Origin of the sequence: Pseudomonas sp. HTZ2, from assembly GCF_033173945.1 — a bacterium.
Classification (GTDB): domain Bacteria; phylum Pseudomonadota; class Gammaproteobacteria; order Pseudomonadales; family Pseudomonadaceae; genus Aquipseudomonas; species Aquipseudomonas guariconensis.
In genome coordinates, this window is record NZ_CP137332.1 from 2080269 (window position 1) to 2103434 (window position 23166).

Sequence of the window (23166 nt, forward strand, 5' to 3'; positions counted from 1 at the left end):
GTAAGGCCTGCTGTCGTTACTTGTTCAGTGCGCGCTGCAACAGCGCCCGCGCCTTATCGCTGAATCGCTGCAGGTGCGAGGTCGGCACCTGCTCAAGGCCTTGTTGCTTGATCCACTCTTTCCAACGAATCCGCTCATCCTTCACCACCCAGCCTTCCTGTCGGGCAAAGCTTTCGGCCAGGTACAGACCGCGGGTGCTTGCAGGCACCAGTTGGTCTTTCTTCAAGGTATAGAGCTCGGCCGTGGGCTGGCCATCGATCAGTGGCATCAGATACAAGTCAGGGCGCTTGCGGTTCAGGCGTGCGACCAGTTGGTCGCCTTCCAGCCGTTCGTCGACATGGAACAAACTGAGCGACTTGGCCTCCCGGGGGACCTGCAGGCGAAGGTCATAGATCAACTGCAGGGATGCCGTTGGCAGGTGCACATAGGCGCGTGGGCGTTCCAGCAGCATGAGGTTGTCGCAGTGAACCGGACGGGCTGCACCGGACTCGGGGGACAGAACAAACGGTAATGCCTCGCGGTAGTGCAGGGCGTCGGCGTAGGGGGCTGGCAGCCAGGTATCGTTGAAACGCCCACCGAGCCAGCCTTCGGGCGTCTCCATCAGGCACTCCTCGGCCACCTCCTCGATGGCGGTGTGCAGCGGCAGGTTCAGTTCCTGGGCCGGGACATAACCGGAAATAAGCTTGAGCACGACATCGCCGCGATCCTGGCGGCGCTGGCGCACCAGCACCCAGTAATCGCGATGCTGCCAATGCAAGGTCAGACGCACCGATACCCCGAGGTTGGCCAGTTCGACCACGAAACGCTCCGGGTTGCCCAGCTGAATGGCTTTGCGTCGCTGTTGCACCTGGGAGAAGTTCAACGGCATGCCGATGGGCTTGTAGGTCAGGCCGTCGGGCGTGGCTTCGACATGCAGCGGTAAAGTTTTGAAGTTGCTCGGGTTCTTGCGGATCAGCGTTCGCGGCACGAGGCTCCTCCTTGCGTTGGGCGCCCGTCTGGGCGATTCAAGGCCGTCCCAGGATTCGGGCGACGGTGGCCACGTTATGGGCCAGGTGCAACGGGTTGATGGTACCGACGATAGCACTGCTCACCCCCGGGTGGGAGAACAGCAGCTCGAAGCTGGCCTGCACCGGATCGACCCCGGGCGCGAGGCAGATGTGCCCGCTGGCCAAGGCCTTTTTCACCAGGATGGCCTTGCCGTGTTCGGCAGCGTAGTCCAGCACCGGGCGTTCTGCCTGCTCGTTGAGGTTGTAGGTGACCATGGCGCAGTCGCCTTGCTCCAGCGCCTTGAGTCCGCCGGCTACGGTCTTGCCGGACAGGCCGTAGCCGAGGATCTTGCCCTCCTGCTTGAGTTCGGCGAGGGTCTGGTAGACGCCTTGCTGTTCGAGGATTGCCAGGTCGTTGCCATCCGAATGCACCAGCACCAGCTCGATGCGGTCGGTCTCCAGACGACGCAGGCTGCGCTCCACCGACAGGCGAGTATGGGCGGTGCTGAAGTCGAATCGGGACTGGCCGTCCTCGAACTCCTCACCCACTTTGCTGACGATCACCCACTCGTCGCGCTGCCCGCGCAACAGCGGCCCCAGGCGTTCCTCGCTGCGGCCATAGGCAGGGGCGGTGTCGATGAGATTGATACCCAGCTCTCGCGCCTGGGCCAGCAACAGCCGGGCCTCGTCATCACCTGGAATGGTGAAACCGGTGGGGTACTTGACGCCCTGGTCCCGGCCGAGCTTGACGGTGCCCAGGCCCAGCGGCGAGACCTTCAGGCCGGTGCTGCCCAGCGGGCGATGGAGGTCGTGCAGGGTCGGCAGGCTCATGGCAGCAGTTGCTCCCAGGCAGGCACGCCAACCGGGGGGCGGGGCAAGTCGGCCAGGTCCGGTTGGGCGGTGGGGCGGATGCCGTCCCGATCCAGGCTCGCCAAGACGCGATCAGCAAAGTCCGGTGCCAGGGCCAGCTTCGTCGGCCAGCCCACCAGCAGGCGCTGCTGGTCAGCCAGGAAGGCGTTGTCCGGGCGTACCAGGCCTGATTGCGCAGGTTCTGCGCGGTCGACACGCAGGGTGGCCCAGCGAACTGGGCTCTGGTCGACCCATGGCAACAGGCTGGCGATTTCCTTTTGCGCCGCGGCGATCTGCGCCGCAGGCTCTCGGGCGACCCCCTCGGCTTCGGCCAAATCCCCCCCCAGGTACCAAACCCACTGCCCGTCCGCAGCCGGGTGGGTGGTGACGGTCACCCGAGGCTTGGGGCCGCCGCCCAGGCAGTGGGCGTAGAGCGGTTTGAGATTCGGCCCCTTGGCCATGACCATATGCAGCGGACGGCGTTGCATGGCGGGTTGGCTCAGGCCCAGGGCCTGGAGCAGCGCCTCGGTGCCCGCGCCGGCGCTGAGGACGATGCGTTGGGCACGAATTTCACGGTCATCGACACGCAAGCCGACGAGCTCGTCGCCTTCTTTCAAGGGTTCGATGCGCTCGCCGGCCAGTAGGCTGTCGCCGGCCAGTTCGGCCAGGTTGGCGAGCAGGCTGGGCACGTCGATGACCAGTTCGGCCAAGCGATAGACCTTGCCCTTGAAGGTACGATCCTGCAGAGCGGGGGGCAATTGATCGCCCTTGACCTGATCGACCCGACCGCGCACGGCTTTGCTGGCGAAGAAGCTGGTGAGGTTGCCGGCCAGGGTGCCAGGAGACCACAGGTAGTGGGCTTCGGAGAGAATGCGGGTCTTGCCGAGGTCGAGCTCGCCGTTGCCGGCCAGTGCTTCGCGCCAGCGGCGAGGCATGTCGGCGATGGCCTCCGATGCGCCGGTCAGGGCGCCATGCAGGGCGTACTTGGTACCGCCGTGGATGATGCCCTGGGACTTGATGGTCTGCTCGCCGCCGAGGCTGGCGCGCTCGACCAGCACGGTCGAGTACCCCAGGCGCTGCAGCCGGGCATTGAGCCAGAGGCCTGCGACCCCGGCGCCGACGATCAGCACGTCAGTGGAAATGGCAGATGGCATGCGGGCACCTCTAGAACTGGGACAGTTGCCCAGTATACAGGCTGTGGCGTGATGCTTGTCCGGGGAGAGATGCAGACCGTTTTGTCGCGTTCGTGGGTAAACCCGCTCACACCGTTACAGCGGCGTACCTATGAGCGCCGAAGAACCGGTGAGGGCGGGTTTGCCCGGTGAAGAGGGCACTACCACAGGGCAAGATGCTTGCCGCCCATGGGCGTGCATGAAATGCGCTGTCGCTCAGTGCCCCGCGGTCTTGGAGAACAGCTGGATCACCACCACGCCGCCGACGATCATGGCCATGCCCAGCATCGCCGGGAAGTCCAGCTTTTGCCCATAGATCACCAGCGCCACCGCGCTGATCAGCACGATGCCCAGGCCCGACCAGATGGCGTAGGCGATACCCACTGGAATGCTGCGCACCACCAGCGTCAGCATCCAGAACGCCACGGCGTAACCGCACACCATCAACAGCAGGGGCAGCGGTGTGCTCAAGCCCTTCACAGCTTTCATGGAAGCGGTGGCGATGACTTCTGCGCAGATGGCGATGGTCAGGTAGGTATATGCGTTCATGGTGCGAGTCTCCGTTGCCAGGCCTCGCATTCTAGGCCTAGGTGAAATGCGGTAAAGTCATTACCTATCTAACTTGGAGATAGGTTCAATGGCTGAGCAGTGGAGTCTGGATCAGCTGCGTCTGTTCCTGCGGGTGGCCGAGTTGCGGTCGTTTTCTGCTGTCGCACGGGAGCAGCGCAAGGCGCAGTCAGCCATCAGCAATGCAATCGCGCTGTTGGAGACGGACTTGGGCGTAACGTTGTTCGAGCGCAGCAGCGGGCGCCAGCCACGTTTGACCGAGAGCGGTGCGGCCTTGCTCGAGGATGCCCGCGAGCTGCTACGCCAGTGCGAGCGTCTGGACGGCCGGGCCTTGGCATTGATGCGGGGGCAGGAAGCACTGCTGCGGGTAGCCAATGACGAAGCCATGCCCTACCAGCCGGTCATCGACAGCCTGGACGAGTTGTCCACCCGCTTTCCGTTCCTCGAGGTGCAACTGGCCAGCGGTGCTCAGGGGGATGTGGCGCGCAAGCTGGTCGAGCGGCGCGCGGACCTGGGGTTGTTCTTCCATCACGAGCAGATTCCCGCCTCGCTGGAGCGTCGGGCGCTGGGCAGCGTCGAGATGGTCACGGTCTGCGCCGTGGGGCATCCGCTGGCCCGTGAGCAGCGGGTCAGTCGTCAGCAACTGGCGCGTCATCGGCAATTGCTGATCACGCCCCAGCAAAGCGGTTATCCGGGTGGCGAGGCGATCAGTCCGCAGGTGTGGCGCGCCGACAGCTTCTATTCAATGGCCGAACTGCTGATGCGTGGCCTAGGCTGGGCCTGGCTGCCGCGGCATGTGGTGCAGTATCCGACCTACCAAACGCACATGGTCGAACTGGACAGCGAGTGGCGCCCGCCGGCGCTGGTGGTCGAGCTGGCTTGGCGCCGCGACCAGCCGTTGGGGCCGGCGGCGCAATGGTTGGCCGAGCGCTTCGCCGTGCACCTGCGGGCGATTGGCTGAGGCTCGCCGCTTGCAGGCCTTTTCCTGCGGTTCCTTGTACACTGCGTCGCCATGAACAGAACCCTCTATACCTTGCTGTTTCACCTGGGCCTGCCGCTGGTCGCGCTGCGCCTGTACCTGCGCGCCCGCAAGGCCCCGGCCTACGGCCAGCGCATCGCCGAGCGCTTTGCCTGCAAGCTTGCGCCCATGCGCCAGGGAGGCATCTGGGTGCATGCGGTGTCGGTAGGCGAGAGCATCGCTGCTGCGCCGATGATTCGCGCCCTGCTCAAGGCCTACCCGGACTTGCCCATTACCCTGACCTGCATGACCCCGACCGGGTCGGAGCGGATCCGTGCGATGTTCGCCGAGGAGCCGCGCATTCAGCATTGCTACCTGCCATACGATCTGCCGTGGGCCGCCGGGCGTTTCCTCGATCATGTGCGGCCACGGCTAGGCATCATCATGGAAACCGAGCTGTGGCCAAACCACATTCACCAATGCACCAAGCGCGGTATCCCGGTGGCCTTGGCCAATGCTCGGCTGTCCGAGCGTTCGGCCCGCGGTTACGCGCGCTTTGCCGGGCTGACCGGTCCGATGCTCGCTGAGATGAGCCTGATCGCCGTGCAGACCGAGGTCGAGGCCGAGCGTTTCCGCAGCTTGGGCGCGCGCCCCGAGTGCGTGCAGGTGACCGGCTCGATCAAGTTCGACCTGAAGATCGACGAGCAACTGCAACCACGTGCCAAGGCGTTGCGCGAACAGTGGGGCGCCGAGCAGCGCCCCGTGTGGATCGCCGCCAGTACCCACGAGGGTGAGGATGCGCTGATCCTGGAGGCCCATCGGCAGTTGTTGCAGGTTCATGGTGATGCGCTGCTGATTCTGGTGCCGCGTCATCCGGAGCGCTTCGATGCGGTGTACGCCTTGTGCCGCGATCAGTTCGCCACGGTGCGACGCTCCCTGGGGACGCCGGTGAACGGCCAGACTGCGGTGCTGTTGGGCGACACCATGGGCGAATTGCTGTTCCTCTACGCATTGGCTGATATCGCCTTCGTCGGCGGAAGCCTGGTGGCTACCGGCGGGCACAACCCACTGGAGCCTGCTGCGCTGGCCTTGCCGGTGGTCATGGGACCGCATGTGTTCAATTTCCTCGAGATCACCGCCATGTTGCGTGAGGCCGGTGCCTTGCAGCAGGTGGATGATGCCGAGGGACTGGCTGGCGCTATACGCCGCTTGATCGAGCTGCCACAGGATGCCCGGCGCATGGGGCTGGCGGGCAAGGCCGTGATGCAAGCCAATCAAGGGGCCCTGGACCGGCTTGTGCAGGCATTGGCGAAATGGCTGTGATGACGCAAAAGGTGGCAAACAGATAGTTCATTTGCGCTGTGCGTGCTGCCTACGCTCCTGTCCAGGACGCCAACAGGCGTGTCGAAGATTGGAGGAGACGCCGCATGTACAGCAGGACACTCACCGCGTTCGGCCTGATGGCCGCCTTGTCGGCACAGGCCTCGATCGGTGTGCCGAAGTACCCAAAGTTCATCGAACCGTGGGCCAGCGTGAGCGTGAACTACCCGGATCCAAACGCCAGCATCCAGCACACCGGGGCCTATTTCATCGACGCCTTGAAAGGGCCGCACTTCACTATCGATGACAACGCCAGTTGGTCGGTGGATGACGACGATCAGGGCAGGTTGGAGATGGTGCCGAAGGTGCTGGGCAAGCATAGCTTCGTTGAGGAGGTCCTTGTGACCTCGGGCGCTCTGGCGTGCAATTTCAGCATCATGTACGACCTGCGGCGTGTCAGGCTTCATGCCGCGTCCATCGGCGAGGCCTACGCCGACTGCAGGTCTTCGCTGCATGTCGATGGCGATCACAACGCAATTCGTTTCTTCATGAAGTGATGTGCATCGACAGGCTGTGCCAGCTACTTCACGAGCCACTTCACGAGCCGCTCGGCAGGCGTGCCCGTGAAGTAGCGGTAGCGCGTCCTCAAGGTCGCCGCTCGAAGTTCTTTGCCGCCGCGGCTGCCAGGTCGGGTGGGAGGAAGTCCTTGTCCGGGTTGTAGTCGGCTTTCAGATAGCGGCCCAAGTCCTGCAGGTCCTGCGGACTGAGCGTCCCGGCGGCTTGCTTGAGGCGCAGGTTGTCGAGGATGTAGTCGTAGCGGCTGTTGTTGTAGTCGCGCACCGAGGTGTAAAGCTGGCGCTGGGCATCGAGTACGTCGACGATGTTGCGGGTACCGACCTGATAGCCGATCTCGGTAGCCTCCAGGGCACTCTGGTTGGAAATGATCGATTGCTTGCGCGCCTGTACCTGTTCCACGTCTGTGTTCACTGCGCGGTGCAGGTTGCGGGTGTTCTCCACCACCTGACGACGCAGGCTTTCGCGCTGCTGTTCGCTCTGGCTCAGGCGCTGGTACGCTTCGCGCACTTGGGAACTGGTCAGCCCGCCACTGTAGATCGGGATGTTCAACTGAAGGCCGATGCTGGTCTGCTCCACGTCGCCGCTGTAGCGCCCGAAGGGCGAGGGGTTGGTGAAGCCGAGACTGTCATTGTCGCCTTTTTGGTATTTGGCCACCGCATCGAGCGTCGGGGCGTGGCCGGCCTTGCGCTGGCGCAGGGTTTCCTCGGCGGCGGTCACGGCATGGTTGGTGGCAAGCAGGTTGAGGTTCTGCCGCGCCGCGGTATCGACCCAGGCCTTGGCATCGTTGGGGATTGGCACCTGCACCGGTAGGGTATGGACCACGCCCTGGATCGAGCTGTATTCGCGGTTGGTCAGGGTCACCAGGGCCTCGAAGGCATCCTGTACCTGGCGCTCGGCGATGATCCGGTTGGCCCGGGCGGTGTCGTAACTGGCCTGGGACTGCAGCACGTCGGTCTTGTCCGAAAGGCCGACGTCGAAGCGCTCGTTGGACTGGTCCAGCTGGCGCTTGAAGGCCGCTTCCTCGGCTTTGGTCGAGGCCAGGTTGTCCTGGGCGCGCAGTACCGCGAAGTAGTTTTCGGCGGTTTGCAGAATCAGGTTCTGTTCGGTGGCCGACAGCTCGAGGGCCGCCTGTTCATTGACGGCTTCGGCTGCCTGCAACTGGAACCAGCGGTCGGCACGGAAGATCGGCTGCGCCAGTGTGGCGCTCCAGGAATTGCCGCTGCGGTTGGACGTGATGGAGGGCTCGTCGATCTTGGTGCGGGTGTTGAGCATCTCGGCACCGGCCGACAGGTTCGGCAGCAGTCCGGCCCTGGCCTGGGGGACCACTTCGCGACGAGCGCCGTAGTCGGCGCGGGCGGCGGCCAGGTCGGCGTTGTTGTCGACCGCCTCCTGGTAAACGCTGACCAGGTCGGTTTTCACCGTCGTGGGCATATCCGCTGCCCAGACCACTGCGTTGGACGCACAAGACACGGCTATCGCCAGTGAGAGTTTGCGCAGCATAGGCAATCCTTGAAATGAATTTCTGAACTGTTGAGTATCGAGCGATGGCCAGTGTAGTGCCGGGCGCACCTGGCAACAATCGCCTGACGTGCCTTTCATCATTCGCCAAGCTACACGCTTGGCTTTGCCGACCACTTGAGTCTAGACTGCGCATGTTCTTGTCGGGGTGCCTTGAATCGAAGGCTGAGATCGGATAGTTCCGGATCCCGTTGAACCTGATCAGGTTAGCGCCTGCGTAGGGAACAAGATTGCTCGCTTTCCCGGCGAGATCTTGTGCCAGGTCCGGGATTGTCGAAGCTCAAGCTCAAGGCACTTCTCGCATCCGGCACCGCACCGTCCTAGGTGTATCCGCGCCCCTTCAGGTTCTCCCCGACATTCCACGCTGTCTGGAGAGCCTGTGATGAGCCAACAAGAAAAATCGATCCACCTCAGCGAGTCGGCGCAAGTCGACCAGCAGTCCGTGCAACCTTTCCCCCGTTCGCGCAAGGTCTATGTCGAAGGCTCGCGCCCCGATATCCGCGTACCCATGCGCGAGATCAGCCTGCATGACACGCCCACGGACTTCGGTGGCGAGCAGAATGCGCCGGTGCTGGTGTACGACACTTCTGGTCCCTACACCGATCCCAACGTCGTCATCGATGTGCGCAAAGGCTTGGGCGATGTGCGCTCGGCGTGGATCGAGGCCCGTGGCGATACCGTGCGCCTGGATGGCCTGAGCTCGAACTTCGGTCAGCAGCGCCTGAACGACCCCGAACTGGCCAAGCTGCGTTTCGCCCACGTGCGCAACCCGCGCCGTGCCAAGCCAGGCGCCAACGTCACCCAGATGCACTATGCACGTCAGGGCATCATCACCGCCGAGATGGAATACGTCGCCATCCGCGAGAACATGAAGCTGCAGGAGGCCCGCGCCGCTGGCCTGCTGGACCAGCAGCACGCCGGGCACAGCTTCGGTGCCAGCATTCCCAAGGAAATCACCCCTGAGTTCGTGCGCGAGGAAATCGCCCGCGGCCGCGCGATCATCCCCGCCAACATCAACCACCCGGAACTCGAGCCGATGATCATCGGCCGAAACTTCCTGGTGAAGATCAACGGCAACATCGGCAACAGTGCCCTGGGGTCCTCGATCGAGGAAGAAGTGGCCAAGCTGACCTGGGGCATCCGCTGGGGTTCGGACACGGTCATGGACCTGTCCACCGGCAAGCACATTCACGAAACCCGCGAGTGGATCATCCGCAACTCGCCGGTGCCGATCGGCACCGTACCGATCTACCAGGCCCTGGAAAAGGTCGGCGGTGTGGCCGAGGACCTGACCTGGGAGCTGTTCCGCGACACCCTGATCGAACAGGCCGAGCAGGGCGTGGACTACTTCACCATCCATGCCGGCGTGCTGCTGCGCTACGTACCGCTGACCGCCAAGCGGGTCACCGGTATCGTCAGCCGTGGTGGCTCGATCATGGCCAAGTGGTGCCTGGCACATCACAAGGAAAACTTCCTGTACACGCACTTCGACGAGATCTGCGAAATCATGAAGGCCTACGACGTCAGCTTCTCGCTGGGCGACGGCCTGCGTCCGGGCTCGATCGCCGATGCCAACGACGCGGCCCAGTTCGGTGAGCTGGAAACCCTGGGCGAGCTGACCAAGATCGCCTGGAAGCATGACGTGCAGTGCATGATCGAAGGCCCGGGCCACGTGCCGATGCAGTTGATCAAGGAAAACATGGACAAGCAGCTCGAGTGCTGCGATGAGGCGCCGTTCTATACGCTGGGTCCGCTGACCACCGACATCGCCCCTGGCTACGATCACATCACCTCCGGTATCGGTGCCGCGATGATCGGCTGGTTCGGCTGCGCCATGCTCTGCTACGTGACGCCCAAGGAGCACCTTGGCCTGCCGAACAAGGACGACGTAAAGACCGGCATCATCACCTACAAGATCGCCGCGCACGCCGCTGACCTGGCCAAGGGCCATCCTGGGGCACAGATCCGCGACAATGCCTTGTCCAAGGCACGCTTCGAGTTCCGTTGGGAAGACCAGTTCAACCTCGGCCTGGACCCGGACACCGCCCGTGCGTTCCACGACGAGACGTTGCCCAAGGAGTCGGCCAAGGTCGCGCACTTCTGCTCGATGTGCGGGCCGAAGTTCTGCTCCATGAAGATCACCCAGGAAGTCCGTGAGTACGCAGCCAACCAGCGTATCGAGGCGACGGATGTGTCCGTGGAAGAAGGCATGCGCGAGCAGGCCGAGCGGTTCCGTCAGGAAGGCAGCCAGCTGTACAAAAAGGTGTAACGCATCCCGGCCCCTTCCTGTGGGAGGGGCACATTTTTCTGTGTGGGGCACGGCCCTGTGGGGGCGGGTTTACCTGCGAATGCTGAGTTCACTGACGCATTCGTGGGTAAACCCACTCCCACAGGGCTGTGCCCTTCGTCAGTTTGACTCGGTATCCCCAACAACAACTCTGGTAAGCCCGCCGATGACCACTCCCAGCCACTTCTCCCCCGACCACCCGGTCCCTCACGGGCAGCGCCAATTCGGCGCCCGCGACCTGTTTTCCCTCTGGTTCTCCCTCGGCATCGGCCTGATGGTCCTGCAGGTCGGCGCGCTACTGGCGCCAGGCCTTGGCTTGGCAGGCTCGGTGCTGGCGATCGCGCTGGGCTCCGCGGTAGGCGTGCTGCTGTTGGCGGCGGCCGGGGTCATCGGCAGCGACACTGGGCTATCGGCCATGGCCACCCTGCGCCTGAGCCTGGGGCGTCATGGCGCGCGTCTGCCGGCGCTGCTCAACTTGTTGCAACTGGTGGGGTGGGGGTCGTTTGAAATCATCGTCATGCGCGATGCCGCCAGCCTGCTCGGCACCCGGGCGTTCGGCGAGGGCAGCGGCTGGAGCAGCCCTCTGCTCTGGACCTTGTGCTTTGGCGCTCTGGCCACCTTGCTGGCGGTGAGCGGCCCACTGACCTTCGTGCGCAAGGTGCTGCGCAAATGGGGTATCTGGCTGCTGCTCGGGGCGTGCCTGTGGCTGACCTGGAACTTGTTCGCCAAGGCCGACCTGGCGGGCCTGTGGCGCCAGGCGGGCGATGGCTCGATGTCACTGGCGGTGGGCTTTGACATCGTCATCGCCATGCCGTTGTCGTGGTTGCCGTTGATCGCCGACTACTCACGTTTCGGCCAGCGAGCCAGCCGCGTGTTCGGCGGTACGGCGCTGGGCTTTTTCATTGGCAATGCCTGGCTGATGAGCTTGGGCGTGGCCTACACCCTGGCCTTCGCGCCGAGCGGTGAGGTCAATGCACTGCTACTGGCCTTGGCGGGGGCAGGTCTGGGTATTCCACTGCTGCTGATCTTGCTGGATGAGTCGGAGAACGCCTTTGCCGACATCCATTCTGCTGCCGTGTCTACGGGTTTGCTGGTGCGCATGAAGGTCGAGCACCTGGCCCTGGCCATCGGCGTGCTGTGCACATTGATCGCCCTGCTGGCGCCGCTGGCGCAGTACCAGAACTTCTTGCTGTTGATCGGATCGGTGTTCGCGCCGTTGTTCGGTGTCGTGCTGATGGACCACTTCGTCATTCGCCGTCGGCAGATACCGGCGGCGATCAGTGGCTTACACTGGCAGGCGCTGGTCGCCTGGGCGGTGGGGGTGGCGGCATATCACTTCATGGCCAATGTCGCACCGGAGCTGGGGGCGACCCTGCCGGCACTGCTGCTGGCAGGGGTACTGCATGGCCTGCTGAGCCTTAGCCGCGGCCAGGAAACAGCTCGGGCTTGAGCACGCCATTGAGGCGTGGATAGGGGATCTTCAGTTCGATGTGGCCCATGGAATAGGGCGCAATGGCATAGACTTCGTACTTGACCACCACCGCGCCATAGGTCAGCGCCACGTGCGGGGACTTGCGGAACGGCCAGGTCTTGATGAATTCGGGGTCCTTGTCCATGCCGGTGCTGATCATCCAGGCGCGGTGGGACTCCTCGACCGTCTTCCAGAAGGTCTCCTCCTGGCCCGGCAGCAGCATGTCCTGCAGGGTCAGGACCTTGTCCAGCTTGCGCGAATAGTTGATGAACCCGCGCCCCGGCATGCCGTGGGCGCCACCGCTGTCCAGATAGCTGGACAGTTCGATGATCACCAGCCCGTCATGCTGCTCGCGTACCTTGGCCTGCAGGTAGCTGCTGTTGCGTTTTTCGGCAGTGGCCAGGTATTGCTGCTCATAGGCTTGCAGCGAGGTAGGCGCGGTGCTGCGCTGGTTGTCTTCGGTCAGCTGCAGCAGGCGCTGTTCGACGATGGCGTCGAGCTTGGGCAGGGCCGGGAAATGAATGGTGTCGATGTTCACCAGTGGGCAGTCGCTCTCGCTGCAACCGGGTTTGACGTGTTCCCAGGCGTCGCGCTTGACCTCGAGCGGGGCTCGGTAGTTGGGCTCGAACAGGCTTTGGCAGGCGCCAAGGGCCAATGCCAGCACAGCCACGGAAGTCAGTTTGACAAGCGTCATGATGATCCTTGCAGAACAGATGGAGTCGAGCTTCGACCGTCGGCGCGGCCTTCAGTTCGCCACTAAGCTAACAGAGTAGAGACGCTCTGTCCTGGCCGCCTGAACGGTCGTTGGAAAGGGGTGAAACACGACGGCTCGCAGAGTAGGATGGCGCGATGCGGTAAATGAGGTAACGAGGATTCCCATGTCAGATACGTTGAATTCAGTGCCCAAGGCGGTCGAGATCGTCGAGCAGGCCAACTGCTTCCAGGGCTTCTACCGGCTCGACAAGGTGCGCTTGCGCCATGAGTTGTTCGCTGGCGGCATGGGGCGGGAGATCAGCCGGGAACTGTTCGTGCGCCATGATGCGGTCTGTGTGCTGCCATACGATCCTCAGCGTGACGAGGTGGTGCTGATCGAGCAGTTCCGCGTCGGTGCCTTGGGCAAGGTCGAGAACCCTTGGCTGATCGAGATGGTCGCCGGGCTCATCGACAAGGACGAGGAGCCCGAGGAGGTCGCCCACCGCGAAGCCCAGGAGGAAGCCGGCCTGACCTTCAGCGCACTGTGGCCCATGACCCGCTACTTCCCGTCGCCCGGAGGCAGTGACGAGTACGTGCACCTGTTCCTGGGGCGCTGCTCCAGCGAAGGCGCCGGCGGGCTGCATGGTCTTGAGGAAGAAGGCGAGGACATCCGCGTGCGCGTTTGGTCGTTCGAGGACGCCCTGCAGGCTGTGCGTGACGGGCGTATCTGCAACGCCGCGACCATCATCGGCCTGCAATGGTTGGCGCTGAACCGTGCGGAAGTGCGAGGGATGTGGTCGTGAACCTGTTACGCGAGCGCTATCGGGTCGACCTGGCCGGGCTGCAGGCAGCCTGCGAGGCCAACTACGCCCGCCTGATGCGTCTGTTGCCAGACATGCGCACCACCCAGAGCTCGCGGCGCATCGGCATGACCCAAGGTGACCAGATGCTGGGCGTGCTGGTGCTCGACGTGGTGCTGGCGTGCCCCTACACCACCACCCTGCGCGTGCGTCAGGAACACAGCCTGCCCTGGTTGCCGGTGCCGCATCTGGAGGTGCAGGTGTACCACGATGCACGCATGGCCGAAGTGGTCAGTGCCGAGCATACCCGGCGCCTGCGCAGCATCTATCCCTATCCCAACGCGGCCATGCACCAGCCGGATGAAAAAGCTCAGCTCAACCTGTTCCTGGGTGAATGGCTCAGCCACTGCCTGGCCTGCGGCCATGAGTTGGAAGCCGTTCGCTGAAATGTGACGGCGGTCGGTTTCAGCCCTTTGCTCCGGCGCCTTCGGCATCCCATAATCGCGCTGAATCCGTTCGAGGAGCCGGCCGTTGCCGCAATTCAATCTCCCTCAAGCCTCGGCACCCCTGCAGGTGGTGCAACTGACCGACGCCCACCTGTTCGCGGACGCGGGCGGCACCCTGCTGGGCATGAATACCCGCGACAGCTTGCAGCATGTGGTCGAGCAAGTGCGGCGCGAGCAGCCGCAACCGGACTTACTGCTGTGCACCGGTGATCTGTCCCAGGATGGCAGCGTCGCGTCCTATGAAGCCTTCCGCCAGCTGACTGCGGTGTTGGGTGCGCCGAGCCGCTGGCTGCCGGGCAATCACGATGAGGCCAAGGTGATGGCCGAGTTCGCGCAGGGCAGCGACCTGGTGCAGGCGGTGACCGATCTGGGCGCCTGGCGCATTGTCATGCTCAACTCGAACGTGCCCGATGCCACCCATGGTTGGCTCGCCGACGATCAACTGGCCCTGCTGGAGCAAGCCCTGGCTGGAGCGGGGGAGCGTCACTGCCTGGTCTGCCTGCACCATCAGCCTGTGGACATCGGTTGTGCCTGGATCGCGCCGATCGGCCTGCGCAATGCCGATGAGCTATGGAAGCGACTGCGCGGTTATACACAGGTAAGGGCAGTGCTCTGGGGGCATATCCACCAGCCTTGGGATGAGCGGCGTGAAGGTGTTCGTCTGTTGGCCACGCCCTCGACCTGCATCCAGTTCGCCCCCAACAGTGAGGACTTCCAGGTCAGCGAGGAGCAGCCCGGTTACCGGTGGTTGCGCTTGCATGGCGATGGGCGAGTCGAGAGTGGGTTCGAGCGGGCCCGGGATTTCAACGTACAGCTGGATTTCAACAGTCCGGGGTATTGAGCTCGGTGTGCTCCAGGTAAGGCCCCGCGACAAGATGCAAGCCCTTGGCCGCCTGCGGCGTGAAGAATTTGTTGCGAAAAGCCCGAAGCTGCGCCAAAACCCAGCGAACAGGCTACACTGCGCGTCCCTGCGCCCGCACGGACGGGCGCGCCGCAGTACACTCCGGGGGCAGCATGTCGGGTTCCATCCTTTATATCCACGGCTTCAACAGCTCGCCGCTGTCGAGGAAAGCCCTCCAACTCGAGGCGGTGATGCAGCAACTGGGCCTGGCCGACCAACTGCGTGTGCCTGCCTTGCATCACCACCCGCGTCAGGCCATTGCCCAGCTCGAAGCGGCCATCGCCGAGCTGGGCCACCCTTTACTGGTGGGCAGTTCGCTCGGCGGCTACTATGCCACCTACCTGGCCGAGCGCCATGGCCTGAAGGCACTGCTCATCAACCCGGCGGTCGGACCGCACCGGCTGTTCGACGGATACCTCGGCACCCAGCGCAACCTGTACACCGACGAGACCTGGGAGCTGACCCTGGACCATGTGCACGCCCTGGCCGAGCTGGAGGTGCCGCCCCCCCTGGATGCCAACCGCTATCAGGTATGGTTGCAGACCGCCGATGAAACCCTGGATTATCGCCATGCCGAGCGCTATTACCGAGCTTGTGCCCTGCGCATCCAGGCTGGCGGCGACCACGGTTTCCAGGGTTTCGCCGAGCGTCTTCCGGCATTGCTGGCCTTCGCCGGCATTGCGCGCGGGCAGTATGCGGCGCTCGATTTTTCTGTATTTTGACTTTTTGCATTCACCAGACTGACGACGAGAACCCATGGCCAATCCCAGCGCTAGCGCCTATAACGCAGACGCCATCGAAGTCCTCTCGGGCCTTGACCCGGTCCGCAAGCGGCCGGGCATGTATACCGATACCAGCCGGCCCAACCACCTGGCCCAGGAAGTCATCGACAACAGTGTCGACGAAGCCCTGGCCGGCCACGCCCGTTCGGTACAGGTGATTCTCCACGCCGATCATTCGCTGGAAGTCTGCGACGATGGTCGCGGCATGCCGGTGGACATTCACCCCGAGGAGGGGGTGTCCGGGGTCGAGCTGATCCTCACCAAGCTGCATGCTGGCGGCAAGTTCTCCAACAAGAACTACCAATTCTCCGGCGGCCTGCATGGGGTGGGCATCTCGGTGGTCAACGCCTTGTCCAGCCAAGTCCGCGTACGCGTCAAGCGCGATGGCACCGAGTACCAGATGACCTTCGCCGATGGCTACAAGGCCAGCGAACTGGAGGTGGTCGGCACTGTTGGCAAGCGCAACACTGGCACCAGCGTCTATTTCAGCCCCGACCCGAAATACTTCGATTCACCTAAGTTTTCCATCAGCCGCCTCAAGCATGTGCTCAAGGCCAAGGCCGTGCTTTGCCCAGGCCTTCTAGTCAGCTTCGAAGACAAAGCCAGCGGCGAAAAGGTCGAATGGCATTACGAGGACGGCCTGCGCTCGTACCTGGTCGATTCGGTCAGCGAGTTCATGCGTCTGCCCGACGAGCCGTTCTGCGGCAGCCTCGCGGGCAACAAGGAGGCGGTCGACTGGGCCTTGCTATGGTTGCCCGAGGGCGGCGACAGCGTCCAGGAAAGCTATGTCAACCTGATCCCCACCGCCCAGGGCGGCACGCACGTCAATGGGCTGCGCCAGGGGCTGCTGGATGCGATGCGCGAGTTCTGCGAGTTTCGCAACCTGCTGCCGCGTGGCGTCAAGCTGGCGCCCGAGGATGTCTGGGAGCGCATCACCTTCGTCTTGTCCATGAAGATGCAGGAGCCACAGTTCTCTGGCCAGACCAAGGAGCGCCTGTCATCCCGCGAGGCGGCGGCGTTCGTTTCCGGCGTGGTCAAGGATGCGTTCAGCCTGTGGCTCAATGCCCACCCCGAGCTGGGCATGCAATTGGCGGAGCTGGCCATCAGCAACGCTGGGCGTCGTCTGAAGGCGAGCAAGAAGGTCGAACGCAAGCGCATCACCCAAGGCCCGGCACTGCCTGGCAAGCTGGCCGACTGCGCAGGTCAGGACCCGATGCGTGCCGAGCTGTTCCTGGTCGAAGGTGACTCGGCCGGCGGTTCGGCCAAACAGGCGCGTGACAAGGAGTTCCAGGCGATCCTGCCCCTGCGCGGCAAGATCCTCAACACCTGGGAAGTCGATGGTGGCGAAGTCCTCGCCAGCCAGGAGGTGCACAACATCGCCGTGGCCATCGGGGTCGATCCGGGCGCTGCGGACCTGTCGCAGTTGCGCTACGGCAAGATCTGCATCCTCGCCGACGCCGACTCCGACGGTCTGCATATCGCCACGCTGCTATGTGCCTTGTTCGTTCAGCACTTCCGCCCGCTGGTGGAAGCCGGTCACGTGTACGTGGCTATGCCACCGCTGTATCGCATCGACCTGGGCAAGGAGATCTACTACGCCCTCGACGAGGCGGAACGCGACGGCATCCTGGACCGCCTGGTGGCCGAGAAGAAACGTGGCAAACCGCAGGTCACCCGATTCAAGGGGCTGGGCGAGATGAACCCACCGCAGTTGCGCGAGACCACCATGGATCCGAACACCCGGCGCCTGGTCCAGCTGACCCTGGACGATGTGCAGGGCACCACCGAGATCATGGACATGCTGCTGGCCAAGAAGCGCGCCGGCGATCGCAAGAGCTGGCTGGAGACCAAAGGTAATCTCGCCGAGGTACTGGTTTGACCCGCCTGCTCGCAGCGGTCTGCCTGCTGTTGGTCGCCTTGCCGAGCCTGGCGGCCAACTGGCCTGAGCTCAAGATGAGCGAGGAACACCCGGTCGATGGCATGCGCGGTGGCAACCTGTCGGGCCTGGCCTGGTGCCGTGGGGCCTTGTGGACGGTGTCCGACCGGGACGACGACCGCATCTACCGCCTCGATCAGCAGGACCGGACCTGGCGTGCCCAGCCACTGACGTTCACCCCGCCACCGGTGCCGGAGAGCGGTCTGCCTTGGGGATTGAAGTCGCGTAATTGGGCGGCCTCTTATATCCGCGGCGGCGAGCTGGACTTCGAGGGCATCAGCTGTGATCAGGCCGGCAACTTCTACCTGATCAGCGAAGCCCATGCCGCGGTGTTGCAACTGCCTGCCGATGGCGAACCGCGCTGGCTGAAGATCGACCCGGCCATGGTGCGCCAGGCGCGTGCCAGCGGCATGCTGCTGCACTTCAATGCACTGTTCGAAGGGCTGGCAGTCCACCCGTCCGGGGATCGTCTGTGGCTGGCGGCCGAGCGGGAGCGACGCGGTCTGCTGCTGGTAGAACGCCAGCAGTCGGTCTGGAACTGCGCACGCAGCTGTGTGTTGCTCAGCGAGGCGGGCGTCGAAATGCAGCCCAAGCAAATGCCCAATCCGCAGGCCATGGCGCGGGACTTCTCCGACCTGGCATGGTACGAGGGCAAACTGTACACCCTCGAACGCAACGCCTATCGCATCTGCCGCCGTGACAGCGAGAGCGGGCAGGTCGAGCGTTGCTGGTCGTTCGCCGCCGATACCTTGGTTGAATCGCGCCGCTACGACCAACCGTATGGGCTGGCCGAGGCGTTGGTGATCGACGCCAAAGGTGCCTGGGTGGGTGTGGACAACAACAACGGCGATCGTGCCGATGGTGAGGCTCGTCCAATCGTCTGGCGTTTCGCGGCCCCTGAAGGTGGCTGGAACGCCAAGCCGTAGGCTTGCCGGCCGATTTGAATTTACCCGGCGCGGCGGTAGTTGCCGTCGCGCCAGAACCTGAAATGACGAGGCCCGCATGAGCGACTCACTGGAACTCAGTCTCGAAGGCGTCGAACGCCGCTCCTTGGCTGACTTCACCGAACAGGCCTACCTCAACTACTCCATGTACGTGATCATGGACCGTGCCTTGCCGCATATCGGCGACGGTCTGAAGCCGGTGCAACGACGCATCGTCTACGCCATGAGCGAGTTGGGGCTCGATGCCGATGCCAAGCACAAGAAATCGGCGCGCACCGTCGGTGACGTGCTCGGCAAGTTCCACCCCCATGGCGACTCGGCCTGCTACGAGGCCATGGTGCTGATGGCCCAGCCATTCAGCTACCGCTATACCCTGGTCGATGGCCAGGGCAACTGGGGTGCGCCGGACGATCCGAAGTCATTCGCCGCCATGCGTTACACCGAGGCGCGCCTGTCGCGTTATTCGGAGGTGTTACTCAGCGAGCTGGGCCAGGGCACTGTCGACTGGGTGCCGAACTTCGACGGCACGCTCCAGGAGCCTGCCGTGTTGCCGGCGCGCCTGCCGAACATCCTGCTCAACGGCACCACCGGCATCGCCGTGGGCATGGCCACCGACGTGCCACCGCACAACCTGCGTGAAGTCGCCAGCGCTTGCGTGCGCCTGCTCGACGAGCCCAAGGCCACCATCGAGCAACTGTGCGAGCACATCCAGGGGCCGGACTATCCGACCGAAGCCGAGATCGTCACGCCGCGCGCCGAGATCCTCAAGCTCTACGAGAGCGGCCGTGGCTCGATCCGCATGCGTGCCGTGTACCGGGTAGAAGACGGCGACATCGTGGTGACGGCCCTGCCGCACCAGGTCTCCGGTGCCAAGGTGTTGGAGCAGATCGCCGCGCAAATGCAGGCCAAGAAGCTGCCGATGGTCGCCGACCTGCGCGATGAGTCGGATCACGAGAACCCCTGCCGTATCGTCATCATCCCGCGTTCGAACCGGGTGGATGCCGACGAACTGATGCAGCATCTGTTCGCCACCACGGACCTCGAGAGCAGCTATCGGGTCAACGTCAACATCATCGGTCTGGACGGCCGGCCGCAGTTGAAGAACCTGCGTGCCTTGCTGCTCGAATGGTTGGAGTACCGCATCGGTACCGTCCGCCGCCGCTTGCAGCACCGTCTGGAGAAGGTCGAGAAACGCCTGCATCTGTTGGAAGGCTTGCTCACAGCGTTCCTCAACCTGGATGAAGTCATCCACATCATTCGCACCGAAGACCAGCCCAAGCAGGCTCTGATCGCTCGCTTCGACCTCACCGAGGTTCAGGCCGATTACATCCTCGAGACCCGCCTGCGTCAGCTGGCGCGCCTGGAAGAGATGAAGATCCGCGGCGAGCAGGACGAGCTGCTGAAGGAACAGGCCAAGCTGCTGGCGCTGCTGGGCAGCGATGCCAAGCTGCGCAAGCTGGTGCGCAGTGAGCTGATCAAGGATGCCGAGACCTACGGCGACGACCGCCGCTCGCCGATCGTCGAGCGAGCTGAGGCCAAGGCACTCTCGGAAAACGAGCTGATGCCGACCGAGCCTGTTACCGTCGTGCTTTCCGAGAAGGGCTGGGTACGCTGCGCCAAGGGGCATGACATCAATGCCACAGGCCTGTCCTACAAGGCCGGTGATGGCTTCAAGGGAGCTGCCGCGGGCCGCTCCAATCAGTACGCCGTGTTCATCGATTCCACCGGGCGCAGCTATTCGCTGGCTGCCCACAGCTTGCCTTCGGCACGTGGCCAGGGTGAACCGCTGACCGGTCGTCTGACGCCGCCACCGGGCGCGAGCTTCGAATGCGTACTGCTGCCTGATGACGATGCGCTCTATGTGGTAGCCTCCGACGCCGGCTACGGCTTCGTGGTCAAAGGCGAAGACCTGCAGGCGAAGAACAAGGCCGGCAAAGGGCTGCTCAGTCTGCCCAACGGCGCCAAGGTCATGACTCCAAGGCCGGTGTCGGACCGGGAGCAGGACTGGCTGGCTGCGGTGACCACCGAAGGTCGCCTGCTGATCTTCAAGGTCAGCGATCTGCCGCAATTGGGCAAAGGCAAGGGCAACAAGATCATCGGCGTGCCCGGTGACCGGGTCGCCAGCCGTGAAGAGTTTGTCACTGACCTTGCGGTAGTGAGTGAGGGGGCGACCCTTGTATTGCAAGCGGGCAAGCGTACGCTATCTCTCAAGCCTGACGATCTTGAGCATTACAAAGGCGAGCGGGGACGGCGTGGCAGCAAGCTGCCGCGTGGCTTCCAGCGCGTGGATGGCATGGCGGTTGAACGCCCTGAGTGAACCGGCTGTCTGTCTGAAGCGGCAATTACAGCGTCATTTCAGGCAGAAATGCTGGAGTCGGGCGGTTATTTCGCGGATGATAGTGCCCTTGCGGTACCGGCGTGGCCGTGTGCCCGTAAGAATCTACATGAGTATCACTGCGGTTTGCCCCTGGGCGACCGCTTGGATGGGATGAATGAAATTTCTGCGCCTTCCATTTGCGCTGTTGATGACAGGTCTGCTGGGACTGAGCGGATGCAGCATGCATCAGCCGGTAGCCTTGTATCAGCTGGACAGCGGTGATCCAGGCCAGCCCTCGCAGAGCGCCGGCATGGCGGTTGTGCTCGGCCCGGTATCGGTCGCCGATTACCTGCAACGTGAAACCTTCCTGCAGCGTCAGCCTGATGGCAGCCTGACCTCGGCGACCGACGGTCGTTGGGCCGGCAGTTTGTCCTCGGACATCGATCAGTTGCTGGTTCGCCAATTGGCCTGGCGTCTGGACAGCCAGCGCGTGGTCCTGGCCCCGGCGACCGCCGGTTTCAATCCTGACGTGCAAGTGTTGCTGTCGATTACCCGCCTGGATTCGGGCAAGAACCAGCCGGCGATTCTCGACGCCCAGTGGCGCCTGCTCGATCGTCGCGGCAAGGTACGGGATAACCGTATCGTTCACCTGGAGCAGCCACACGAGGGCTCCGAGGCGTCCCAGGTGCAGGCCCAGGGGCAATTGCTGCAGAAGCTGGCCGAGCAGCTCAGTGTTGCGGTCAAACCGCTGGCTAACCAGCCGGCAATTGCTGAAGAGACCCCGCCTCAACGCAAGTCCGCCCCGGTTCAAGTCAAGAAGGGGCCTGAGAAGCCAAAGATTCCGATGGCCTCGCCGATTCGGACCGACATGGAGGTCTACCGGTTCTAAACCGATAGACACAAAAAAGCCCGCAGCGATGCGGGCTTTTTTTTGCTTCGTGAAGTGCTGGTGATTCGAGCTGTTGGAACGGTTGCGAATTAGAAGGCCGGTGTACGGACCCTCGCAGGTTGAGCCAGCTCCTACGGTGCGCTGGCTCGGCCCCAATCGTTCCTGAAGCTCAGGCCCGGCGCTCGTGCATGCGCGCCAACTGGCGCTCGAGCATGGACGGATAGGGCTCCATCAGTCGCTCGACGCAGCAGGCGCCTTCTGGGCTGGCTATCGGGCGGATGCGGGCTCGTTGACGAATCAGTCCATCATCGCTGATCTTGCGCTCCACCAGCAGCAAGTTACGGCTGTGCTGCGAGAGCGCCAGGGCATCCTGGGCTTTTTCGGTCATCAGCAGGTCGACCTGCTCCAGACCCTGCAGGTCGTCTGCCAGGACCAAGCCCAGCTGCAGTTGCAGGGTGATGCCACTGTCGGCCACCTCGATCTGCAAGGCATGGCCCAGCGCCCGTAGCAGTTCGCCGCAGCAGATGGCATTGGTCAGGTAATCCTCGCCACAGTCGCGACTGTGGAACAGCAACAGGGTGCTGCCATCGTTGAGGGTGTAGGTCTCGCCGTCATACAGCGATGCGGCCTGCTCCAGGCAGTCGCGATAGCGCTCCAGCAACTCGGTCAGGCGTGTGCGGGGCAGGCGGCGCAGTTGCTCCTGGGAGCCCAGTTGCACGGCGAGCACGGCGCTGTACTGCGGCTCGTCGGACACAGCAGCGACAGGCTTGGCGTGGCTGTCCTCGGCGTCGATCAGACCGGCGAAGGCATCATCGTCCTCGTCGTCTTCAGTTGCGATCTTGGTTTTTGTCGTGGCCTTGGGGGTAACGACGACTTCGTCCAGGTCCTCGAAATCTTCTTCGATTTCCTCCGGTTCTGGCGGCGGGGGTGGTGCCAGGCGGGTGTGCAACTGACGCGCCAGGTCGCCGATCTCGTCCTGACGGTCGGTTGCAGGCGTATATGGGTGCGGGTCGCGCAGCCACACGCGCAACTGCAAGAGCGGCGTGGTGATGTGACGGCCCAGGCGCAGGCTCAGGGCCAGTGCCAAGGCCAGCAGGATGCCGCCGAGGATACCCATGCTCTGCAGGCTGATGGTCATCGGCTGCTGGAACTGACTCATGTCCAGGCTGATGCGCAGTTGCCCGGCGGTCACGTCCTGGAAGGTGATCTTGGTCTGGTAAAGCCCTTCAGCCTCGCCCAGCAGTCCGTTCTTCGGCCGTTGGCCGGCTTCGGCCAGCATGCGGTTGTCCACGCTGTAGATGGCCGCATGGGCCACCAGCGGATTCTTCACCAGATTGCCCAGCAATACGTTGAGGCTGAGGATGTCATTCGACACCAGCAGCTCGGTCGCCGAGTTGGCGGTCTGGATGGTCAGGCTCTGGCCGAGGGCGTCGGCCTGCTCATGCATGGCCTGCCGGAACTGCAGACCCATGACGCAGGCATAGATCACCAGCGCCAGGGCCACCAGGAAAATATTGTGGCTGGCGATGCGCAGAGCCAGCGGAACGCGACGCTGGCGCAGGGCTCGGAAGATCATCAGGAAGAAGTTATCAGGTTTGACTGGCGTGGGCCGGTTCACAGAGCGCGGCTCTTTATGGCGAAAAAGGTGTTGCGCAGTATAGCGAGCCGTGTTTTGTCGGCAAAGTATCGGTAGC

At 63.5% G+C, this 23166-nt stretch carries 20 protein-coding genes and 1 riboswitch; of the genes, 13 read left to right on the forward strand and 7 right to left on the reverse strand.

Annotated features, from left to right (window positions below):
• Positions 1–16: 16 nt before the first annotated feature.
• From R6G97_RS09670 to R6G97_RS09685, 4 genes are all read right to left on the reverse strand, one after another.
• Positions 17–967 (reverse strand): metal ABC transporter ATPase, encoded by a 951-nt coding sequence (locus R6G97_RS09670; RefSeq protein WP_317848041.1) that lies wholly within the window; start codon positions 965–967, stop codon positions 17–19.
• Between the two features lie 37 nt (positions 968–1004).
• On the reverse strand, positions 1005–1817 hold the full coding sequence (locus tag R6G97_RS09675) for an aldo/keto reductase (RefSeq protein ID WP_317848042.1): 813 nt from the start codon (positions 1815–1817) through the stop codon (positions 1005–1007).
• Positions 1814–2989, reverse strand: a complete 1176-nt coding sequence (locus R6G97_RS09680; RefSeq protein WP_317848043.1) for an NAD(P)/FAD-dependent oxidoreductase — start codon at positions 2987–2989, stop codon at positions 1814–1816. The genes R6G97_RS09675 and R6G97_RS09680 overlap by 4 nt, the downstream gene beginning before the upstream one ends.
• 234 nt (positions 2990–3223) lie before the next feature.
• Positions 3224–3556 carry a DMT family transporter gene (locus R6G97_RS09685; protein ID WP_043207325.1) on the reverse strand — a complete coding sequence of 111 codons (333 nt, stop codon included), beginning with the start codon at positions 3554–3556 and terminating at the stop codon, positions 3224–3226.
• Positions 3557–3644: 88 nt separating this feature from the next.
• Here R6G97_RS09685 and R6G97_RS09690 point away from each other — a divergent pair, with 88 nt between their 5' ends.
• From R6G97_RS09690 to R6G97_RS09700, 3 genes are all read left to right on the forward strand, one after another.
• Positions 3645–4535: a LysR family transcriptional regulator gene (locus R6G97_RS09690; protein WP_043207326.1), complete on the forward strand. Its 891-nt coding sequence runs from the start codon at positions 3645–3647 to the stop codon at positions 4533–4535.
• Positions 4536–4586: 51 nt separating this feature from the next.
• Positions 4587–5855, forward strand: a complete 1269-nt coding sequence (gene waaA, locus R6G97_RS09695) for a lipid IV(A) 3-deoxy-D-manno-octulosonic acid transferase (protein WP_043207327.1) — start codon at positions 4587–4589, stop codon at positions 5853–5855.
• 104 nt (positions 5856–5959) lie between these two features.
• Positions 5960–6409, forward strand: coding sequence for a hypothetical protein (locus R6G97_RS09700; protein WP_317848044.1), 450 nt, complete (start codon positions 5960–5962; stop codon positions 6407–6409).
• Between the two features lie 88 nt (positions 6410–6497).
• On the opposite strand, the gene R6G97_RS09705 is transcribed toward R6G97_RS09700, so the two are convergent.
• Complete coding sequence (locus R6G97_RS09705; RefSeq protein ID WP_043207331.1) at positions 6498–7928, reverse strand: TolC family outer membrane protein; 1431 nt, start codon at positions 7926–7928, stop codon at positions 6498–6500.
• A gap of 152 nt (positions 7929–8080) precedes the next feature.
• Positions 8081–8187, forward strand: a riboswitch (TPP riboswitch).
• Between the two features lie 141 nt (positions 8188–8328).
• On the opposite strand from R6G97_RS09705, the gene thiC reads away from it, so the two are divergent.
• Together thiC and cytX are read left to right on the forward strand one after the other, a co-directional pair.
• Positions 8329–10215: a phosphomethylpyrimidine synthase ThiC gene (gene thiC / locus R6G97_RS09710; protein WP_043207332.1), complete on the forward strand. Its 1887-nt coding sequence runs from the start codon at positions 8329–8331 to the stop codon at positions 10213–10215.
• A 184-nt stretch (positions 10216–10399) separates the two neighbouring features.
• Positions 10400–11683, forward strand: coding sequence for a putative hydroxymethylpyrimidine transporter CytX (cytX, locus tag R6G97_RS09715; protein WP_090343208.1), 1284 nt, complete (start codon positions 10400–10402; stop codon positions 11681–11683).
• Here cytX and R6G97_RS09720 read toward each other — a convergent pair.
• Positions 11652–12398, reverse strand: a complete 747-nt coding sequence (locus R6G97_RS09720; RefSeq protein WP_090343206.1) for an RsiV family protein — start codon at positions 12396–12398, stop codon at positions 11652–11654. The two genes, cytX and R6G97_RS09720, sit on opposite strands and share 32 nt — an antisense overlap.
• Positions 12399–12582: 184 nt before the next feature.
• Here R6G97_RS09720 and R6G97_RS09725 point away from each other — a divergent pair, with 184 nt between their 5' ends.
• The 8 genes from R6G97_RS09725 (at position 12583) to R6G97_RS09760 (ending at position 21472) form a co-directional block, all read left to right on the forward strand.
• The gene (locus R6G97_RS09725) at positions 12583–13200 is read left to right on the forward strand and encodes an NUDIX domain-containing protein (RefSeq protein WP_043207336.1); all 618 of its coding nucleotides are present in this window, start codon (positions 12583–12585) and stop codon (positions 13198–13200) included.
• The gene (locus R6G97_RS09730; protein WP_043207338.1) at positions 13191–13643 is read left to right on the forward strand and encodes a DUF1249 domain-containing protein; all 453 of its coding nucleotides are present in this window, start codon (positions 13191–13193) and stop codon (positions 13641–13643) included. Before R6G97_RS09725 ends, R6G97_RS09730 begins: the two co-directional genes overlap by 10 nt.
• An 85-nt stretch (positions 13644–13728) precedes the next feature.
• Entirely contained in the window at positions 13729–14544 is an 816-nt protein-coding gene (gene cpdA / locus R6G97_RS09735) for a 3',5'-cyclic-AMP phosphodiesterase (RefSeq protein WP_102081290.1), read from the forward strand.
• A gap of 173 nt (positions 14545–14717) precedes the next feature.
• Entirely contained in the window at positions 14718–15326 is a 609-nt protein-coding gene (locus R6G97_RS09740) for a YqiA/YcfP family alpha/beta fold hydrolase (protein ID WP_317848045.1), read from the forward strand.
• 34 nt (positions 15327–15360) lie between these two features.
• Positions 15361–17265, forward strand: a complete 1905-nt coding sequence (parE, locus tag R6G97_RS09745) for a DNA topoisomerase IV subunit B (RefSeq protein ID WP_070571120.1) — start codon at positions 15361–15363, stop codon at positions 17263–17265.
• On the forward strand, positions 17262–18248 hold the full coding sequence (locus R6G97_RS09750; protein WP_317848046.1) for an esterase-like activity of phytase family protein: 987 nt from the start codon (positions 17262–17264) through the stop codon (positions 18246–18248). The genes parE and R6G97_RS09750 overlap by 4 nt, the downstream gene beginning before the upstream one ends.
• A gap of 76 nt (positions 18249–18324) precedes the next feature.
• Entirely contained in the window at positions 18325–20583 is a 2259-nt protein-coding gene (parC, locus tag R6G97_RS09755) for a DNA topoisomerase IV subunit A (protein ID WP_317848047.1), read from the forward strand.
• Positions 20584–20758: 175 nt separating this feature from the next.
• Entirely contained in the window at positions 20759–21472 is a 714-nt protein-coding gene (locus R6G97_RS09760; RefSeq protein ID WP_070571122.1) for a PqiC family protein, read from the forward strand.
• A gap of 169 nt (positions 21473–21641) precedes the next feature.
• Here the strand turns inward: R6G97_RS09760 and R6G97_RS09765 are convergent, their stop codons facing one another.
• Positions 21642–23090, reverse strand: coding sequence for a histidine kinase (locus R6G97_RS09765; RefSeq protein ID WP_043212006.1), 1449 nt, complete (start codon positions 23088–23090; stop codon positions 21642–21644).
• Between the last annotated feature and the right edge of the window lie 76 nt (positions 23091–23166).

Coding starts and splice junctions, on each gene's coding strand:
- R6G97_RS09675 (WP_317848042.1), bottom strand. CDS start 1,817: ATGAGCCTGCCGACCCTGCACGACCTCCATCGCCCGCTGGGCAGCACC.
- R6G97_RS09680 (WP_317848043.1), bottom strand. CDS start 2,989: ATGCCATCTGCCATTTCCACTGACGTGCTGATCGTCGGCGCCGGGGTC.
- R6G97_RS09685 (WP_043207325.1), bottom strand. CDS start 3,556: ATGAACGCATATACCTACCTGACCATCGCCATCTGCGCAGAAGTCATC.
- R6G97_RS09690 (WP_043207326.1), top strand. CDS start 3,645: ATGGCTGAGCAGTGGAGTCTGGATCAGCTGCGTCTGTTCCTGCGGGTG.
- waaA (WP_043207327.1), top strand. CDS start 4,587: ATGAACAGAACCCTCTATACCTTGCTGTTTCACCTGGGCCTGCCGCTG.
- R6G97_RS09700 (WP_317848044.1), top strand. CDS start 5,960: ATGTACAGCAGGACACTCACCGCGTTCGGCCTGATGGCCGCCTTGTCG.
- R6G97_RS09705 (WP_043207331.1), bottom strand. CDS start 7,928: ATGCTGCGCAAACTCTCACTGGCGATAGCCGTGTCTTGTGCGTCCAAC.
- thiC (WP_043207332.1), top strand. CDS start 8,329: ATGAGCCAACAAGAAAAATCGATCCACCTCAGCGAGTCGGCGCAAGTC.
- cytX (WP_090343208.1), top strand. CDS start 10,400: ATGACCACTCCCAGCCACTTCTCCCCCGACCACCCGGTCCCTCACGGG.
- R6G97_RS09720 (WP_090343206.1), bottom strand. CDS start 12,398: ATGACGCTTGTCAAACTGACTTCCGTGGCTGTGCTGGCATTGGCCCTT.
- R6G97_RS09725 (WP_043207336.1), top strand. CDS start 12,583: ATGTCAGATACGTTGAATTCAGTGCCCAAGGCGGTCGAGATCGTCGAG.
- R6G97_RS09740 (WP_317848045.1), top strand. CDS start 14,718: ATGTCGGGTTCCATCCTTTATATCCACGGCTTCAACAGCTCGCCGCTG.
- parE (WP_070571120.1), top strand. CDS start 15,361: ATGGCCAATCCCAGCGCTAGCGCCTATAACGCAGACGCCATCGAAGTC.
- parC (WP_317848047.1), top strand. CDS start 18,325: ATGAGCGACTCACTGGAACTCAGTCTCGAAGGCGTCGAACGCCGCTCC.
- R6G97_RS09760 (WP_070571122.1), top strand. CDS start 20,759: ATGAAATTTCTGCGCCTTCCATTTGCGCTGTTGATGACAGGTCTGCTG.